The sequence below is a fragment of the Gilliamella sp. Choc4-2 genome (assembly GCF_001690355.1).
Lineage (GTDB): Bacteria > Pseudomonadota > Gammaproteobacteria > Enterobacterales > Orbaceae > Gilliamella > Gilliamella apicola_A.
In genome coordinates, this window is the sequence record NZ_LZHG01000060.1 from 41,096 (window position 1) to 58,053 (window position 16,958).

Consider the following 16,958-nt stretch of genomic DNA (forward strand, 5'->3'; position numbering starts at 1 on the left):
CCTTTTTTTTAAATAAAAATTAAATTTGTTCAAATACAGCTTGGATTTTTTGTTTATCTTTAATTCCTGGCGATATTTCAACACCAGAGTTTAGATCAACACCTATCACTCCTGTTGCTAAAGCTGACTTTATATTTTTTGAGTTAATTCCCCCAGCTAAAATGACATTATTTAAATTGTGATTAGAGAGCATTGTCCAATCAAAACATTTACCTGTACCACCACCGCCGTTATCAAACAGATAACGTGAGATTAAGGGATTATTATGTTTAGGGATGGTGCTACCAATACTTAATGCTTTCCAAATTCGGCAAGTTCTGGGTAATTCTTGTCGCAACGTTTCGATATAGTTTTCATCTTCATTTCCATGAAGTTGGACAGCATACAAGGATAACTGTTTTGTTATTTGAACTACTGTTTCGATCTCTTCATTTCGAAATACACCAACCCAATTAAGTGGTGCTGCAGCAATAACTGTTCGAGCCCTAATTGGCTGTATATAACGCGCTGAATTTGTAACAAAAATCAAACCACCATAGACTGCACCAGCTTGATAAGCACTAACAGCATCTTCGGTTCGAGTTAAGCCACAGACTTTATTTTCGCCTAACATCACCTTACGAATTGCCAAAGTTAAATTTGGTTCAGACATTAACGCACTGCCAATTAAGAATCCATCTGCAAAACAACTGAGTTCTTTAACCTGATTGTGAGTATAAATACCTGATTCACTAATAATAATGCGATCGTTAGGAATTGATTTGGCTAAGACTTTTACCCGATTTAGATCAACCGTTAGATCCCTTAAGTTACGATTATTAATACCGATTACTTTCGCCCCCAGTTGGATGGCTCTTTCAACTTCATTTTCAGTACTAGCTTCTGTCAATATACCCATATTGAGCTTATGAGCAATGTTACTTAGATGACGATATTCATCATCCGTTAATACAGATAGCATTAATAGTACTGCGTCTGCTTGATAATAACGCGCTAAATAGATCTGATATTCATCAATAATAAAGTCCTTACAAAGTACTGGTTGTGTGACTTGATTACGAACTGTGGGTAAAAATTCAAAGCTACCTTGAAAATATTTTTCATCAGTCAATACTGAAACTACTGAAGCATAATCTTTATAAACTTTAGCAATAGAGGCTGGATCAAAATCATCCCGAATCAATCCTTTTGATGGCGACGCTTTTTTACACTCTAAAATAAAAACCGTTTTAGGTTGATTTAACGCTTGATAAAAATTGCGATCACTAGGGAATATCGCTGATTTAAAGGTATTAATTGGCTTTACTGCTAACTGCTCAGTTAACCATGTTTGTTTATCTTCAATGATTTTTTTCAATACTGTTGCCATTTCAACATTTTTTTCTAATGCTGCAATTGCCATATTATTCTCCACTTATTATCTTGCTGCTAGTTGTTGTAATAATGCATAAGGTTTACCACTTTGCATCATTTCAATTGCCCGTTGTGCATTTTGTTTTAAATTTGACTCGCCAAATAAGCTCATTAACATCGCAACATTAGCGGCAATTGCTGATTGGTGTGCTGGTTTTCCGTAACCTTGTAAAATGGCAATTAACATATCACGATTCTGCTCAGGTGTACCCCCTTCAATATCTTTTAAGGTAAATGTTGGCAAGCCAAAATCGTCAGGTTTAAGCGTAAAATAACGAATTTCACCATCTTTAACTTCAGCAACGTCAGTTTTACCATGAATAGCAACTTCGTCCATTCCTGCACCATGCACCACATAAGCATGTTTATAATTAAGCATTTTTAATGTTTCAGCAATCGGTTGGATCAAATCTGGATGATACACGCCTAATAAAATACGTTTAGGACGAGATGGATTAATCAATGGCCCTAACACATTAAAAATGGTCCGAGTTTTTAATTGTTGGCGTATTGGTGCTGCATGGCGAAAACCTGAATGATATTGCTGGGCAAATAAAAAGCACACGCCAAGTTCATCTAATGCCTGACGAGATGTTTGTGCTGACATATTTAATTTAATGCCTAAGGCAGAAAGCACATCGGAAGAGCCTGATTTACTTGATACACCACGATTACCATGTTTAGCCACTTTATAACCTAATGCTGCAGCCACAAAAGCACTAGCTGTTGAAATGTTAATGCTATTGGTGCCATCACCCCCAGTACCAACAATATCAGTAAAATCATAATCTGGAGAATCAAAAAGATCGGCATTCTCAAGCAATGCTAAAGCTGCCCCTGCTATTTCATCCGGTTTTTCACCACGAACTTTCATACTAATTATTGCGGTAGCCAATACAGTTGGTTCAATCTTACCTTGGATAATTAAACTAAATAGTATTTTACTTTCCTCTTGTGTAAGGGATTGCCCTAAATATAATTTATTAACAATAGGTTGAATATTGTACTCTTGCTTATCAACAATAGCCTCCTGTTTTGGCTTATCTTGTTTTTGAGGAGGATTTAGTGCCCATTTAATAGTTTGTTCTAATAATTCTGCACCTTGAATAGTTAATATTGATTCTGGATGAAATTGAAAACCGCAAACCCGATCCTCATCATTACGAACTGCCATGACAATATTATTGCAAAGCGCATTGATGGTTAGTGTTTTTGGAATATTTTCACCTTTTAAAGAGTGATAACGAGCGACCGGTAGCGGATTCGGTAATCCTTTAAACATCGCTTGCTCATCATGCTCAATTAAAGATGCCTTACCATGCAAAATATCGCCAGCCGGCACAATACTGCCACCATAAGATTCAACAATCGCTTGATGACCAAGGCAGATACCAATAATAGGCAATTTACCTTTTAAACGTTTTAACAGTTCTGGCATACATCCAGCGTCACTTGGTGCTCCTGGACCTGGTGATAACATTAAAATAGGGTTTTGCATTTGTGACAATTTTTCAATAATTACATTTGCAGGTATAGTATTTCGATAAATCGTCACACAATGCTTACTATTACGTAATTGATCGACCAAGTTATAAGTAAAAGAATCAATATTATCAATAAATAAGATATTAGCCATTAGAATACACCTTCTACATTATGCGCTGCCATGATAGCTCGAATTACTGCACGTGCTTTATTACGTGATTCATCAGATTCTGATTGTGGCTTTGAATCTAGCACCACACCACTACCCGCTTGTACTGTCGCTATGCCATCTTCGACATAGGCACTACGAATCACAATACAGGTATCAAGATCGCCATTCGCAGTAAAATAGCCAACAGCACCACCATAGCTACCACGTTTAACTTTTTCTGATTCAGCAATTAATTGCATCGCACGAACTTTGGGTGCTCCTGTTAATGTTCCCATATTCATAGTGGCTTGATAAGCATGGAGCGCATCTAAATCACTTCGTAACTGCCCAACCACACGTGAAACTAAATGCATCACAAAAGAGTAACGATCCACTTTTAACAAATCTTTGGTATAACGGGTACCAGGTTTACAAATACGTGCTAAATCATTTCGCACTAAATCAACTAACATTAAATGTTCAGCTAGTTCTTTTTTATCGGTACGCATTTCAAGCTCTAACCTACTATCTAAATCAAAATCCACTTCACCATTTGTTGTTAATCCACGTGGACGAGTACCGGCAATTGGGTAGATTTCAACTTGATTAGTTGCTTTTGTATACTTAAGTGCACTTTCAGGCGAGGCGCCAAATAACACAAAATCACTATCTTGCATATAAAACATGTAAGGGCTTGGATTATTGGTTTTTAATACCTGATAAGCCGATAATGGCTCAGGGCAAGGCAATTTAAAACGCCGTGAAGGTACTGCTTGAAAAATCTCCCCCTGCTCAATTGCATCTTGCATTTTTTTGATAACTGTATTGAAATCATCATCACTTTTATTACATGTCACATCAATATTAGCAAGGGACTGAGTATGAATGGCTTTCATTGGGCTATTTAATGTTGCTTGTAAATTAGCTAACCGTTGTGTTAAGCGCTCAGTTTCTTTTGAATCAGAAGTAAAAATCGTCGTTTTTAAAATGGATTTATAATCTTTATGATTTATTTCTAATATTGTTTCAGCTAAATAAAAACAGAAATCTTCACAACGCTGCTCAGTAGGTAAATTAGGTAAGTTTTCAAACCCAGCTACAAGATCGTAACAAAATAGCCCACCAACAAAAATCGCATCTTGACCACATTGTTCAGGGGTATCTACTATAGTCAATAGTGTGCGTAATGCATCAAAAACTGATAGTGACTTTAATCTTGAATCTTCATCTTGCATACTATCAATAGAAGGAAATACCAATTTAAGTGTTTGTTCATCCACTTGTACATTATCTAACTTGTCTGTAAAAGACTGTTGTAATAAAGGTAATAGCTTTTCACCATTTGTAGTCAATGCTTTAAAAGTCACTTCATTATTTATTGCCGAAATACGTAATGCACTATCGACAATCATGACACTTTTAATTCCTTGCTTATTATCAATTTCGGCTGATTCTAGTAACAACGTTGCCGGTTTATTATCACACAATTGATAAAACACTTGAGTTGGATCTTGATAATAACCTATCGTCTTGGTTATCTGAGTTAATATTGGCTTATTCATTGTTTGCTCTCTACATTTAAATTTTTATTTAGACTGATTCGTTTAACATCCAGAAACTAAAAAACCCGCATAAAGCGGGTTTTGTAAAAAAACAATATATCATCACATCACCCACAAAAAGTAATGCACCACCAACCAAAACTAGTGAATTGACGAGTAATAAAATGTAAATATTGTGCTATCATCATTTTTATCGGTTTAAAATAAATTATGTACTATTAAACTAGTTCAATAGCACATTGTCAAGAAATTATTTATTCTTAAAAATAAACTTGAAAATGGACGTGAACAAGCCTTTTCATTTATAACTAGCAAAAAAATTCAATAACCTATAAAATGATTAGCTCATTTTTATTATAAAAAATTATAAGGATTTTGTACTATGTCTGTATTTTATATAGTCATCGGCGTTATCGTTTTACTTGCGTTAACTACTGTTTTAAAGGCCATAACAATTGTTCCTCAAGGATACCAATATACTATTGAACGTTTTGGTAAATATACCCATACACTTGAACCCGGTTTAAATATCATTATTCCATTTATGGATGGTGTTGGTCGTAAAATTAATATGATGGAGCAAGTACTCGATATTCCATCACAAGAAGTCATTTCAAAAGATAATGCTAATGTGCAAATTGATGCGGTTTGCTTTATTCAAGTACAAGAAGCAGCTAGAGCTGCATACCAAGTCAATCAATTAGAGCGTGCAGTAATTAATTTAATGATGACTAATATTCGTACTGTTTTAGGTAGCATGGAATTAGATGAAATGTTATCACAACGTGATCATATTAACTCTAAGTTACTAAGTATTGTTGATGATGCAACTAGTCCATGGGGAATCAAAATTACCCGTATCGAAATTCGAGATGTTCGCCCACCTGCTGAATTGATTGCAGCGATGAACGCGCAAATGAAAGCAGAACGTAATAAACGTGCTGAAATTCTTGAAGCGGAAGGTGTTCGCCAAGCAGCGATTTTACGCTCTGAAGGTGAAAAACAATCTGAAATTTTAAAAGCAGAAGGTGAAAGACAATCTGCCTTTTTACAAGCCGAAGCGCGTGAGCGTGCAGCCGAAGCCGAAGCAAGAGCAACTCAAATGGTATCCGATGCTATTGCTGCAGGTAATATTAATGCAATTAATTACTTTGTTGCCCAAAAATATACTGAAGCGTTACAACAAATTGGCTCATCTGATAACAGTAAAGTTATTATGATGCCACTTGATGCCTCAAGTTTAATGGGTAGCATTGGCGGTATTGCTGAATTAATAAAAAATACGAAATAAAAAATCAATTTTTATACTTAAACATAGTGTTTTCTTAAAACTTTTTGACAAAATCTATAAACGCTATGTTTAAGGTTTTTACTGAATAAATTTTAAAGGTAATTGATAATGAATGATTTTTTTATGGTTTTTTATAATTCACCTCATTGGGTATTTATTGCTTTAGGCGGTATTTTGCTGATTATAGAATTGCTGGGTACCGGCGGATACGGGCTTTGGAGTGGGATCGCAGCCATTATTGTTGGTTTAATTGCTTGGATTTTACCTCTTTCTTGGCCACTTTTGTGGATCTTATTTGCAATTCTAACGCTTGTATCAGCTTACCTTTGGTGGGTTTGGCTCAAAAAGCAAGGAAAAGATAAATCAAGCAAAGGCGAAATCAATCAGCCACAACAAGATTTAATTGGTATTAAAACTATTGTTACTGATGCTATTGTCAATGGTTCAGGACGAGTAAAAATCAAAGATGGAACATGGTCTGCAAGATGTGATAAAGATTTAAAAGTTGGCCAATCAGTAATAATTATTGCTGTAGATGGAATAATGTTAAGCGTTGAACCAATAGTATAATAAAGAAATGTTATTTATTTAATTCGACAAAAGGTGCGCCTTATTTTATTAAATCTAAATTGTGCAATATTAAAAAAATCATTAAGTTTTATAAAAAATAATTTGTTATTTTAATGTTCTTATTATCGTTGGATAAATAATTTATAGTAATATAAGCTGGCTAATGATAAATGATGCCATTAGACTGCTGAGCTCAATTGAAGCATGACATCTTAAAAAATACAATTTAGCTATTTTGTTGAAAAAAATAAAATCAAAAATTCATTACAATAAAAGGTGCTTATAAGCACCTTTTAAGTATTCACTAATGTGACATTGACGTCTTTACGCCACCTTCAGGAATGGGGACATAAGCAGTTTCTTTATCGGTTCTTTGTTTATTATTACGTACTTTCAGTGCTGTTTTAATACCAAAAAAGATAATACTGTAAACAACCAATAAGAATAAAATACTTAAACCGGCATTGGTATAATTATTAATAACAATGTGATGCATATTATCGATCTGATGTGGCGTTAAATTACTACCTTGCGTAATGCGACGATTATATTCCTTCGCTAAATAGAAGAACCCTTCTAGTTTTGGATCCTGACTGAATAACTTCAAAGCAAGAGCCCAAGTGGTACAAATTAACAACCAGATAGCAGGAATAATAGTTACCCAAATATATTGCGCACGTTTCATTTTAATTAATACAACGGTTGCTAAAACTAATGCAACTGCAGCTAACATTTGATTAGAAATCCCAAATAGTGGCCACAAGCTTTTAACACCACCTAATGGATCAACAACGCCTTGATAGAGTAAATATCCCCATAAGCCTACACAACCTAACGTACCAATAAAACCTGCAATAAGCGAGTCTGTTTTTTTCAAAAATGGAACAAAATTACCTAATAAATCTTGTAGCATAAAGCGTCCAGAACGAGTACCTGCATCAAGTGCGGTTAAAATAAATAGCGCTTCAAACAAAATACCAAAATGGTACCAAAAGCCCATATTTGCGCCTGGGATAATTTGGTGGAATACATAAGCAATACCCACAGCTAAAGTCGGGGCTCCGCCAGCACGATTAAGTACTGATGGTTCACCAATATCTTTTGCCGTTTGCAAAATATCTTCAGGAGAGATAACAAATCCCCAAGAACTTACAGTAGCGGCAGCATGTGCCGTCACGTTTTTTAATTGCTCCATGATCATCGGTGCATCATCTGTACCTAGCTTATGAAGATCGGGCATAGTGATACCTAAAGCAGAAGGAGGAGTATTCATTGCAAAATAAAGTCCCGGTTCAATAATTGATGCTGCAACTAGTGCCATCATTGCTACGAAAGATTCCATTAACATTGCGCCATAACCAATAAAACGCGCATCAGTTTCATTAGCTAGCAATTTTGGTGTCGTACCTGAAGAGATTAATGCATGGAAACCTGAAACCGCACCACAAGCAATAGTAATAAATAAAAATGGGAATAATGAACCTTTCCAAACTGGTCCACTACCATCAATATATTTGGTGATATCAGGCATTTTTAAGTCAGGATTTAAAATCACAATACCAATAGCTAAACCAACAATCACACCAATCTTTAAGAATGTTGCTAAATAATCACGTGGTGCCAAAATTAGCCATACAGGTAACATTGCAGACACTAGAGCATAACCTATTAATGCATAAGTGATAGTAGTTGCTTTAAATGTTAATGCCGGTCCCCAGTAAGGATCATGCGCTATAACACCACCAAACCAAATAGATAAAATAAGCAATACAATACCAATAATAGACACTTCACCTACACGACCTGGTCTTAGGAATCTCATATAGATTCCCATAAATAAAGCGATTGGAACAGTTGAACAAACAGTAAATACTCCCCATGGACTTTCAGCCAGTGCTTTAACAACAATAAGCGCTAATACTGCCAATATGATTAGCATAATTAAGAAACAACCAAATAATGCAATGGTACCGGGAATAGATCCCATTTCTTCTTTAATCATTTCCCCTAAGGAAGAGCCATTTCGGCGAGATGATAAAAACAACACCATAAAGTCTTGTACCGCACCTGCAAAAACAACACCAGCAAGTAACCAAAGTGTGCCGGGTAAATAACCGACTTGTGCCGCTAGTACCGGACCAACTAATGGACCTGCACCAGCAATTGCGGCAAAATGGTGTCCAAATAATACATATTTATTTGTTGGAACATAATTTAAACCATCATTATTAATGACCGCTGGCGTTGCGCGAGTTGGATCTAACCGCATGACGCTTTTGGCAATATACATACTGTAATATCGATAGGCAACAAGGTAGATCGAAACTGAAGCAGCAACAATCCAAAGGGCACTAACATGCTCACCTCGCCGTAATGCAACGACAGCTAAACAACATGCACCAATAAAGGCTAGAACGATCCATGGAATATGCTTAAAAGCTTTATTATTCATAATGATTCTCTTTGTTATTTTTAGGATTTGTTAACATTATAATAACCATTAAATTAAAATAATAAAAATCAAAATGGTAAGCTACAGTCAATAACTGTAAATTTTTTCATAAAAAAAGACACTAAGTAATACCTTCCACTTCTTTTCAATGTAAATAATTATCAGAAAACATAGCGTCTATACCTAATATAGGTTCTGAATTGCACGAGTATTAACAAACAGCTCCATATCATATTTTTATCATGGTTAACATTTATGATCGTTAAGTGAAGATATAGGTTAATAACATAATGCTTTCATTATTAAAAATCTCGTTATTTACAACAGTAGTTATCAACAATTAAATTCTTTTAGCATATAAAACAACACAATTTTATTGCTATAAAATTATTATAATGGAATGACACTATCCTAAAACTAGTTTTCGGTTTGCATGATGGATTTTGAAAGGAAAATCGCCGATGAATATCGGCAAATTATTATTGAAAAAATTAGTCTCTAAAGTTAGTAAATTGAAACGGCTGTCCTAATTCACCATTTTTAACTAACGCTATAACGGCTTGCAAATCATCACGAGATTTACCCGTTACACGAACCTGCTCACCTTGGACTTGTGCTTGAACTTTAAGCTTACTGTCTTTGATCAGTTTGACAATTTTCTTAGCCAACTCTTTATCAATACCCTGCTTAAGTTTAACTGTAACGCTATAAAATTTACCGCTATGTTCCATTTCTTCAGGAATTTCAAGCGCGCCTCCATCAATACCACGTTTAGCCAGCTTATCACGTAGAATATCAAGTAATTGCTGTACTTGGAAATCAGATTGGCTTGTTACTTTAATTGTTTCATTTTTTTCATTTAATTCAAACGATGCTTCAACGTTTTTAAAATCCCAGCGAGTAGCTAACTCTCGAGTGGCATTTTCAACACCATTTTTAACTTCAGGCATTTGAATTTCTGAAACAATATCAAAAGAAGGCATAAATTCTCCTCTTCTAATGGTTATAAATCTAAATTATCTAATTAATAAATAGAATAATTGCCGCCTAACAATAATTAGGCGACTTTAAAATATAAGTGTGAATTAGTCGATAGTACGAAGCAATTCATTAATACCTACTTTACCTAATGTTTTAGCATCCACTTTTTTCACAATAACCGCACAATAAAGACTATATTTACCATCTTTCGTTGGCAAGTTACCAGAAACAACCACAGAACCTGCTGGTACACGTCCATAATAAACTTCACCTGTAGCACGGTCATAAATTTTGGTACTTTGACCAATAAATACACCCATTGAAATCACACTGCCTTCTTCGACAATTACGCCTTCAACAATTTCACTACGTGCACCGATAAAACAGTTGTCTTCAATAATGGTTGGATTTGCTTGAAGTGGTTCTAAGACACCACCAATACCTACACCACCTGATAAATGCACATTTTTACCAATTTGTGCACAAGAACCAACAGTTACCCATGTATCTACCATCGTACCTTCATCGACATAAGCACCAATATTGACATAAGATGGCATCAATACAGTATTCCGAGCAACATAGGCACCTTTACGAGCAATAGCTGATGGAACAACACGGAAACCTTCTTGTTGGAATCTTGCTGCATCATATTCAGCAAATTTTAATGGCACTTTGTCATAATAATTAGTCGGACCGCCATCAATCAGTTGGTTTTCGTTAATACGGAAAGAGAGCAAAACAGCTTTTTTTAACCATTGATGAGTTACCCAATCACCATTGATTTTTTCAGCGACACGCATCTTACCGCTATCTAATAAATCAATAGATTGATTAATTGCATCACGGGTTACTGTATCGACATTGGAAGGTGTAATTTCAGCGCGGCGTTCAAATGCTGCTTCAATAATAGTTTGTAGTTGTTGCATCTCAAGTTTCCTTTAACTTATAAGCCCATTAGGTAATATAAATAGATCCACAGTATAATATAATAATCAGTACTTTTTAAGTGCGTTTATCATATCCCCACTATTTTACTTGAAAAAAAACAAAAATATCTGTGAAACGAAGCCCAACTTTATCTTCTAAAAATAACATTAATCAACTAGCAGTTACAATAACAGCTATATCATCATTTTTAATAAAGAAAAATTTATGCAAAATTCGGGATTTTCATTATTAGAGCTTTTAGTGATTATTTGCATAAGTGCCATTATGATTTCAATCGGTATATCTCATTGGAAAACGTTACATCTTCGTAATGAACTAATGACAACAACAAAACAGCTAGCCTATTTTTTAAATGAAGCTCAGTTTAAAGCTTATACCAATAATAAAACCTACAACATTTATCTTTTTTTATCCCCTTGGTGTTTATCAATTAGTGAAGGAGAACGCCCAACTACTTGTAATCAAGGAGAGTTTCAATTTATCAAACCAAACAACTCAGTTACAATCAGTGGGTTAACAGATAAAAAAACGCTTGCATTTTGGGGACGTCGAAATATGGCACAAACCGCATCATTTCAACTTAAAAATGAAACTGGCGAAACAAAAGTGTTAATCTCCTTTCGTGGGCGTGTTCGTTTTTGCCACCAAAAAAGCTATTTATCTGGTTTACCGCCATGCTAAAAACATCAGGTTTCTCGCTTCTTGAAATGTTAATAAGTGTTATGTTATCGAGTTTAATTATCATTGGCAGCGCATCTTTTTATTCTCAGCTACAAATAAACAGCCAGAAATATTATCAAATGATGCATTTACAACAAACCATTAATCACGCTTTGTCTGGATTATCTAAAGACATAAAACGCGCAGGCTTTATTGCTAACCATCCTACTTCAACAAAAGTAAAGGCTATAGAAATAAATCAACAACAAAATTGCATCATAATCCGATACGATAGCAAAAGTCGCCATGAATGGGTTTATGACTCTATTCACCTCAATAATTCAGATATATTTACCTTTCGATACTATAAAAATAATCTTGAATACAAAACAGGGGCAATTGATTGCCAAGGCACTAACTGGCAAAGGATATTCGATCCTGCTGAAATTAGAATCACTAAATTTTTGATTAAACAACAAACACACACTATCAAAATATTTTTAGCTGCTGAATTAAAAAAACATGAACAAATTAAGTATGAAATAACTAAAATTATCAAAAATGAAAATTCAAATTAAACAAAAAAATATTTCTATCTTGGGATTGAGCGCAATTGCCATGGTAATAATTTTAATGATAATTGGTTTAACTTTATTAACTGGTTTGGACTTCTTGGCGAACTCATGGAAAAAATCAACCATAATAGAACAACATTATTATCAGCAATATAATCAAGCAAGCTCTTCACTCAATTGGGCTGTAACACAAGATTGGCAACCGCCTTCTAATCATTGGCAATGTAAAACCGAGCCAATATTGCACTTAAGAGTATGTATCAAATTATCACTATTAAAAATAGACAATTACACATTAATCCGAGGTGAAGCCGATGATTTTTCTCTTTATATGCTAGCACATTATGATAATCACAAATTACTTGTCGAAAAAGGCCATTGGCTAGATTATTGCCCTGAAAAAAGGAATAGCGATTGTGAATAACCAAAAGGATGCAGGATTGAGCTTAATTGAAATCATGATAGCGTCATTACTTTTTGCCATTGTTTTGCTTGGTCTTACAAAATATCAGCAAATAATGTTAAAAAAATACCACTTTTTTACAAACAGATTACAAGCAGCACAAATTGCTTTTCAGCTGCTTGATAGTTACCCCCAAACAGCTGATTATTTAGTCCCTTCTGATTGGCAATATAATATCAAAATCACCCCATATAATAACCAATGTAAACTTATTATTGTAAAGATAACCACACCTTATAAGAAACAAACGCAACAGCAACGTTTAATTTGTAATTAATATACTTATTCAATTATTATCATTAGTTAATTTAGCTGTTATATTCTAACCAATGATGTAACAATTGTAATACTTCCCCTGTTTTTTCCGCATGAACATTATGACCAGCACCATCAACAACCTCAATTTTAGAAAGAGGAAACTGTGCGGAAATCGCTTCATAATACTCATCAGCAACGTAAGGAGAATTACCGCCTCTTATGAATAATGTAGGAATTAAACAAGGTGAAATAGATTGCCAATCACAGATGTGGCTATATTGATTATTAATAGCTTCAATATTAAATAACCAATGTTGGTCTTTAAACGATTTCAGTAAGAAAAGGATCACAGCATCATTAATTCCAGCTTGTTTCATCACATTAATGATTTGTTTTTTATCAGTGATCTTGTTTGAAAGGCAATACATTAATGCCCTTAAAATAATGGCATTAGGTGAACGAGCATATTTTATTGGCGCAATATCGATTATTCCAAGTTTTTGAATAATAGTGGGAAACACTTGCGATAACTGCAGAGCAACCTTTCCTCCCATTGAGTGACCAATTAAAATCACATCTTTTAATTTCAAAGCATCACAAAGTTCAGCAACATCTTCAGCCATAACCTGATAATTCATTTTATCTGACCAAGGTGAATGACCATGATTACGCAAATCAACTTGAATGGTTTGATAATTGGATACAAAATCTTTTGCTAACATGTTCAAATTGTCTAAACTGCCAAAAACACCGTGCATAAATATAATTGGTTGTCCTTCACCTTGTAACTTATAGTTTAATTTCATTGTGCTACTCGATAGTTGATTATAAAATTTTCAAAGGGATGTAAATATTACCAATACATAAGCGACTAATTCAATAACCCAAATAGACATAAGTATGATAAAATCCAGAGAAAGTTTTCAAATATTGTTAATATAATATGTTTCAGAATAATCCTTTACTTGCACAATTAAAGCAAGAACTGCATCAACAAACCCCACGAATTGAAGGCACAATCCGCGCACATGAAAAAGGATTTGGTTTTTTAGATGTTGATAATAAAAAAAGTTATTTCATCCCTATTGCAAAAATGAAAAGAGTTTGCAATGGTGATAAGGTCTCAGGCACAGTAATAAGCAATAATGATAAAGAATTTTTTGAACCTGAATTATTAATTGAAAGTGCGTTGCAAAAATTTATTGGTAAAATAGGTTTTCAAGATCGAGCGATGGTTATTTATCCTGAAAATATGCCTACAAATCTCGCCATACGCTGCCAAATAAACAAGCAAGTTAGCGAAAAACTAAAAGAAGGTGATTGGGTTGTAGCAACGCTTGTTTCTCATCCTTTGCAAGAAGGACATAATCATTTCCTTGCTGAAATTGTTCATTTTGTTGCTGAAAGCAATTCACCTTATCAGCTTTGGCTAAAAACATTAGCCCGTTACGATTTAGAAACTCACGCCCCAAAAAGCGAAACATTAGTAATTAATGATGCTGAATTTAATCACCGTCAAGATTTAACCGATGTTAACTTTTTCACCATCGATAGCGAAGATACCGAAGATATGGATGATGCAATAGCGGTTTCTAAAAATGAACAGGGAGATTATCAATTAATGGTTGCCATTGCTGATCCCACTGCTTATGTATTACAAGATAGTGAACTTAATAATATTGCTAAGGTTAGAAACTTTACAACTTATTTGCCTGATTTTAACATCCCTATGCTGCCAAAAGAACTTGCTAATGATTTATGCTCATTAAAAGAAAATCAAAAACGTCCAGCAATGATATGTAAAGTGAGCATTGACCAAGAAGGCAATATTATTACTAATGATATCACCTTTATATCCGCTTGGATTGAATCAAAGGCCAAACTAACTTATAACAATGTCTCTAATTTTTTAGAAAACATTGATGAATTAGCATCTAATAGTCCTATCATTAAACAGCAACTTAAGTGGTTATCTGACTTAGCAAAAGCCCGTATAACATGGCGGCAAACCCATGCATTAATCTTTAAAGATAATGGAGATTATCGTTTTGAACTTGATGAAAACCGTCAGGTTAAATCAATAATTAAAGAGTTTCGCCGGATTGCTAATCATATCGTTGAAGAAGTCATGGTTATCGCCAATCAGGCGCTAACCTTACATTTTAAAAATAAAATAGGTTTTGGTATTTTTAATACGCATTCAGGTTTTGACAGCAAATATTTCGATCAAATACTAAAAATTTTAAATGAGCAAGGCATTACTTACTTTGATAAAGATTTATTGTCATCTTTTGAAGGGTATATAAAACTACGTCGATTGATTGATAACAATGAATTTTTAACTGCGCGGTTACGTAAATTTCAAAGTCCTGCTGATTTTTCTATTGAACCACAACCTCATTTTGGTCTGGGATTTGAGGCTTATGCAACTTGGACATCACCAATCCGTAAATATGGTGATATGGTCAATCATCGATTAATCAAAGCTTATTTACAATCCCAACCATTAACTCAGCCAGATAAAGAACAATTAAAGGTAATGAATGAAAGGCGTAAAACGCTTCGTTTAGCTGAACGTGATATAGCTGAAAACCTTTTTGCTCAATACCTATCTGACAAGATTGGCAAAAATTACGCTGCTCAAATCGTCGATATTAATCGAGGAGGAATGCGAGTACGTTTAACTGATATTGGCGCTTTTGCGTTCATTCCACTCTCAATGATACATTCAGTTAAAGAAGAAATAACTTCCTTACCTGATGAAGGTATTATCAAAATAAAAGATACTATTTGCTATAAACTAGCTGATAATATTTCCGTTTCCATTTACCAAGTAAAACCAGAAAATCAATCTATCATTGCAAAATTAACCAATGATAATCAATAAAGATTTAACCGTATCAAAAAGGTAACCTAATTGGGTTACCCTTTTTCCATCAATAGCATATCAATAGGAACAAAATACTATTTATTGACAATATTTTAACATTGCCCCCCCTTTTTTTTCCTAATGATATCTGATATCTTGCTTCTTATATTAAAGCCATTATTAATCCTTAAATAAACGATATTGAGAGGATATTATGTTATCCATTCATGGGCATGAAGTTTTAAATATGATGATAGGAAACAGCTACACAGAATCATCATTGCTTGAAAGCATTGCACAAAAATTTGGGAACGATGCTAAATTTCATACTTGTTCTCAAGTCGATATGGATGCAAAACAGCTTATTGCTTTTCTAAAATCAAAAGGTAAGTTCAAACCTGTGAATGACCTTAAATTTACAATTAATCTTCAAAAGATTTGTCGTCATTAGTTTTTTTAGGTTGTAGTATATTTTTATAGCAATTTTTTATAAATTTAAATGAAACGCTTAGTGTATTTAATACAATAAGGGTATATAATTTTTGCTCAAACTAAATACAACCTGCCCTAAAATAACAATTCAAGAATATGTTCATGGAACTTTATATATGAAAATAGGTAATATTTTAACATTAACCATCGTTTCTATTCTTGTTGCAAGTTGTGCAAATAAATCAACTTCATTGCAAAATCACAATGAACAAAATATAAGCACTAATCAATTGGCGCTATTGAAACAAGAAACAGAGCTTAACAATTCTTTTGTTATTAACGCTAAAAACCAATTATTGAAATTAGTAGGCGAAAAAAATTTCGATAACTATATTACCAAGCATGGTATTTTAGCTTGTAATAACGATCCAAACCAATCGCTTTGTGTTTTAAATTTCTATTTACAAGAATATTATAGGCTTAAATATGATGGGCAAATTAAGAAAATTGTTAAGGAAAATCAAATAAAAAGACATATTGAATTAAGTAAAATAAATGCAAGTAAAATTAATATTCAAAATTATTGTCAGCTTTCTGCTGATTTTATTAATGCAATTTACTTAAACGATACTGTAAAAATATCCTCCTATTTTCAACCTTTATTCAAAATGTCTGAACAAGATATAGCAACATTACGTACTAAGGTCAATAAGGATGGTTATTCTCAATTTTTGATCAACGAAAACCCAAGCATATTACAAGAGATGAAAACCGATTATGTTGAAAAATGCTTAAATGATCCAAAACATAATGTTATCAATTATTTCCATATCTTTAGATAATAC

At 33.8% G+C, this 16,958-nt stretch carries 16 protein-coding genes; 9 read left to right on the forward strand and 7 right to left on the reverse strand.

The features are described from left to right. Positions 1 to 19: 19 nt before the first annotated feature. Genes trpCF through A9G34_RS07880 form a run of 3 tightly spaced genes read right to left on the reverse strand, consistent with a single transcriptional unit; the run spans position 20 to position 4,611 of the window. On the reverse strand, positions 20 to 1,402 hold the full coding sequence (trpCF, locus tag A9G34_RS07870; protein WP_065569389.1) for a bifunctional indole-3-glycerol-phosphate synthase TrpC/phosphoribosylanthranilate isomerase TrpF: 1,383 nt from the start codon (positions 1,400 to 1,402) through the stop codon (positions 20 to 22). A gap of 15 nt (positions 1,403 to 1,417) precedes the next feature. Next, complete coding sequence (gene trpD, locus A9G34_RS07875; RefSeq protein WP_065569390.1) at positions 1,418 to 3,049, reverse strand: bifunctional anthranilate synthase glutamate amidotransferase component TrpG/anthranilate phosphoribosyltransferase TrpD; 1,632 nt, start codon at positions 3,047 to 3,049, stop codon at positions 1,418 to 1,420. Beyond that, positions 3,049 to 4,611, reverse strand: coding sequence for an anthranilate synthase component 1 (locus tag A9G34_RS07880; protein ID WP_065569391.1), 1,563 nt, complete (start codon positions 4,609 to 4,611; stop codon positions 3,049 to 3,051). Before A9G34_RS07880 ends, trpD begins: the two co-directional genes overlap by 1 nt. Before the next feature lie 382 nt (positions 4,612 to 4,993). Here A9G34_RS07880 and A9G34_RS07885 point away from each other — a divergent pair, with 382 nt between their 5' ends. Together A9G34_RS07885 and A9G34_RS07890 are read left to right on the forward strand one after the other, a co-directional pair. Continuing rightward, a complete protein-coding gene (locus A9G34_RS07885; protein ID WP_065569392.1) occupies positions 4,994 to 5,902 on the forward strand; it encodes an SPFH domain-containing protein in 909 nt (302 codons plus the stop codon). 108 nt (positions 5,903 to 6,010) lie between these two features. After that, positions 6,011 to 6,472 (forward strand): NfeD family protein, encoded by a 462-nt coding sequence (locus tag A9G34_RS07890; protein WP_202807409.1) that lies wholly within the window; start codon positions 6,011 to 6,013, stop codon positions 6,470 to 6,472. Positions 6,473 to 6,776: 304 nt separating this feature from the next. Here A9G34_RS07890 and A9G34_RS07895 read toward each other — a convergent pair whose 3' ends face one another. From A9G34_RS07895 to dapD, 3 genes are all read right to left on the reverse strand, one after another. Further along, positions 6,777 to 8,924 (reverse strand): carbon starvation CstA family protein, encoded by a 2,148-nt coding sequence (locus A9G34_RS07895; RefSeq protein WP_141670382.1) that lies wholly within the window; start codon positions 8,922 to 8,924, stop codon positions 6,777 to 6,779. Positions 8,925 to 9,415: 491 nt separating this feature from the next. Then, complete coding sequence (locus tag A9G34_RS07900) at positions 9,416 to 9,907, reverse strand: YajQ family cyclic di-GMP-binding protein (RefSeq protein ID WP_034943734.1); 492 nt, start codon at positions 9,905 to 9,907, stop codon at positions 9,416 to 9,418. A 102-nt stretch (positions 9,908 to 10,009) separates the two neighbouring features. Next, positions 10,010 to 10,834, reverse strand: coding sequence for a 2,3,4,5-tetrahydropyridine-2,6-dicarboxylate N-succinyltransferase (gene dapD, locus A9G34_RS07905; RefSeq protein WP_034943736.1), 825 nt, complete (start codon positions 10,832 to 10,834; stop codon positions 10,010 to 10,012). Positions 10,835 to 11,060: 226 nt separating this feature from the next. Between dapD and A9G34_RS07910 the strand changes: the two genes are divergently transcribed. The 4 genes from A9G34_RS07910 to A9G34_RS07925 are packed head-to-tail and all read left to right on the forward strand — an operon-like array spanning position 11,061 to position 12,831. After that, positions 11,061 to 11,537 carry a hypothetical protein gene (locus A9G34_RS07910; protein WP_034943739.1) on the forward strand — a complete coding sequence of 159 codons (477 nt, stop codon included), beginning with the start codon at positions 11,061 to 11,063 and terminating at the stop codon, positions 11,535 to 11,537. Further along, on the forward strand, positions 11,495 to 12,094 hold the full coding sequence (locus A9G34_RS07915) for a prepilin peptidase-dependent protein (protein ID WP_141670706.1): 600 nt from the start codon (positions 11,495 to 11,497) through the stop codon (positions 12,092 to 12,094). The genes A9G34_RS07910 and A9G34_RS07915 overlap by 43 nt, the downstream gene beginning before the upstream one ends. Then, on the forward strand, positions 12,078 to 12,515 hold the full coding sequence (locus A9G34_RS07920; protein ID WP_034943747.1) for a DUF2509 family protein: 438 nt from the start codon (positions 12,078 to 12,080) through the stop codon (positions 12,513 to 12,515). Before A9G34_RS07915 ends, A9G34_RS07920 begins: the two co-directional genes overlap by 17 nt. Continuing rightward, positions 12,508 to 12,831, forward strand: coding sequence for a type IV pilus modification PilV family protein (locus A9G34_RS07925; RefSeq protein WP_051825032.1), 324 nt, complete (start codon positions 12,508 to 12,510; stop codon positions 12,829 to 12,831). Before A9G34_RS07920 ends, A9G34_RS07925 begins: the two co-directional genes overlap by 8 nt. Before the next feature lie 31 nt (positions 12,832 to 12,862). Here the strand turns inward: A9G34_RS07925 and A9G34_RS07930 are convergent, their stop codons facing one another. Continuing rightward, the gene (locus tag A9G34_RS07930) at positions 12,863 to 13,618 is read right to left on the reverse strand and encodes an alpha/beta fold hydrolase (protein WP_034943749.1); all 756 of its coding nucleotides are present in this window, start codon (positions 13,616 to 13,618) and stop codon (positions 12,863 to 12,865) included. A 137-nt stretch (positions 13,619 to 13,755) separates the two neighbouring features. Between A9G34_RS07930 and A9G34_RS07935 the strand changes: the two genes are divergently transcribed. From A9G34_RS07935 to A9G34_RS07945, 3 genes are all read left to right on the forward strand, one after another. Beyond that, complete coding sequence (locus tag A9G34_RS07935) at positions 13,756 to 15,699, forward strand: exoribonuclease II (RefSeq protein WP_065569394.1); 1,944 nt, start codon at positions 13,756 to 13,758, stop codon at positions 15,697 to 15,699. Positions 15,700 to 15,895: 196 nt separating this feature from the next. Beyond that, positions 15,896 to 16,132 carry a YecH family metal-binding protein gene (locus A9G34_RS07940; protein ID WP_034943757.1) on the forward strand — a complete coding sequence of 79 codons (237 nt, stop codon included), beginning with the start codon at positions 15,896 to 15,898 and terminating at the stop codon, positions 16,130 to 16,132. A gap of 157 nt (positions 16,133 to 16,289) precedes the next feature. Further along, complete coding sequence (locus A9G34_RS07945) at positions 16,290 to 16,955, forward strand: hypothetical protein (RefSeq protein WP_034943760.1); 666 nt, start codon at positions 16,290 to 16,292, stop codon at positions 16,953 to 16,955. Positions 16,956 to 16,958: the final 3 nt, after the last annotated feature.

Excerpts from the sequence above, each read along its gene's own strand:
- trpCF (WP_065569389.1), bottom strand. The coding sequence starts at position 1,402 with ATGGCAATTGCAGCATTAGAAAAAAATGTTGAAATGGCAACAGTATTG.
- trpD (WP_065569390.1), bottom strand. The coding sequence starts at position 3,049 with ATGGCTAATATCTTATTTATTGATAATATTGATTCTTTTACTTATAAC.
- A9G34_RS07880 (WP_065569391.1), bottom strand. The coding sequence starts at position 4,611 with ATGAATAAGCCAATATTAACTCAGATAACCAAGACGATAGGTTATTAT.
- A9G34_RS07885 (WP_065569392.1), top strand. The coding sequence starts at position 4,994 with ATGTCTGTATTTTATATAGTCATCGGCGTTATCGTTTTACTTGCGTTA.
- A9G34_RS07890 (WP_202807409.1), top strand. The coding sequence starts at position 6,011 with ATGAATGATTTTTTTATGGTTTTTTATAATTCACCTCATTGGGTATTT.
- A9G34_RS07895 (WP_141670382.1), bottom strand. The coding sequence starts at position 8,924 with ATGAATAATAAAGCTTTTAAGCATATTCCATGGATCGTTCTAGCCTTT.
- A9G34_RS07900 (WP_034943734.1), bottom strand. The coding sequence starts at position 9,907 with ATGCCTTCTTTTGATATTGTTTCAGAAATTCAAATGCCTGAAGTTAAA.
- dapD (WP_034943736.1), bottom strand. The coding sequence starts at position 10,834 with ATGCAACAACTACAAACTATTATTGAAGCAGCATTTGAACGCCGCGCT.
- A9G34_RS07910 (WP_034943739.1), top strand. The coding sequence starts at position 11,061 with ATGCAAAATTCGGGATTTTCATTATTAGAGCTTTTAGTGATTATTTGC.
- A9G34_RS07920 (WP_034943747.1), top strand. The coding sequence starts at position 12,078 with ATGAAAATTCAAATTAAACAAAAAAATATTTCTATCTTGGGATTGAGC.
- A9G34_RS07930 (WP_034943749.1), bottom strand. The coding sequence starts at position 13,618 with ATGAAATTAAACTATAAGTTACAAGGTGAAGGACAACCAATTATATTT.
- A9G34_RS07935 (WP_065569394.1), top strand. The coding sequence starts at position 13,756 with ATGTTTCAGAATAATCCTTTACTTGCACAATTAAAGCAAGAACTGCAT.
- A9G34_RS07940 (WP_034943757.1), top strand. The coding sequence starts at position 15,896 with ATGTTATCCATTCATGGGCATGAAGTTTTAAATATGATGATAGGAAAC.
- A9G34_RS07945 (WP_034943760.1), top strand. The coding sequence starts at position 16,290 with ATGAAAATAGGTAATATTTTAACATTAACCATCGTTTCTATTCTTGTT.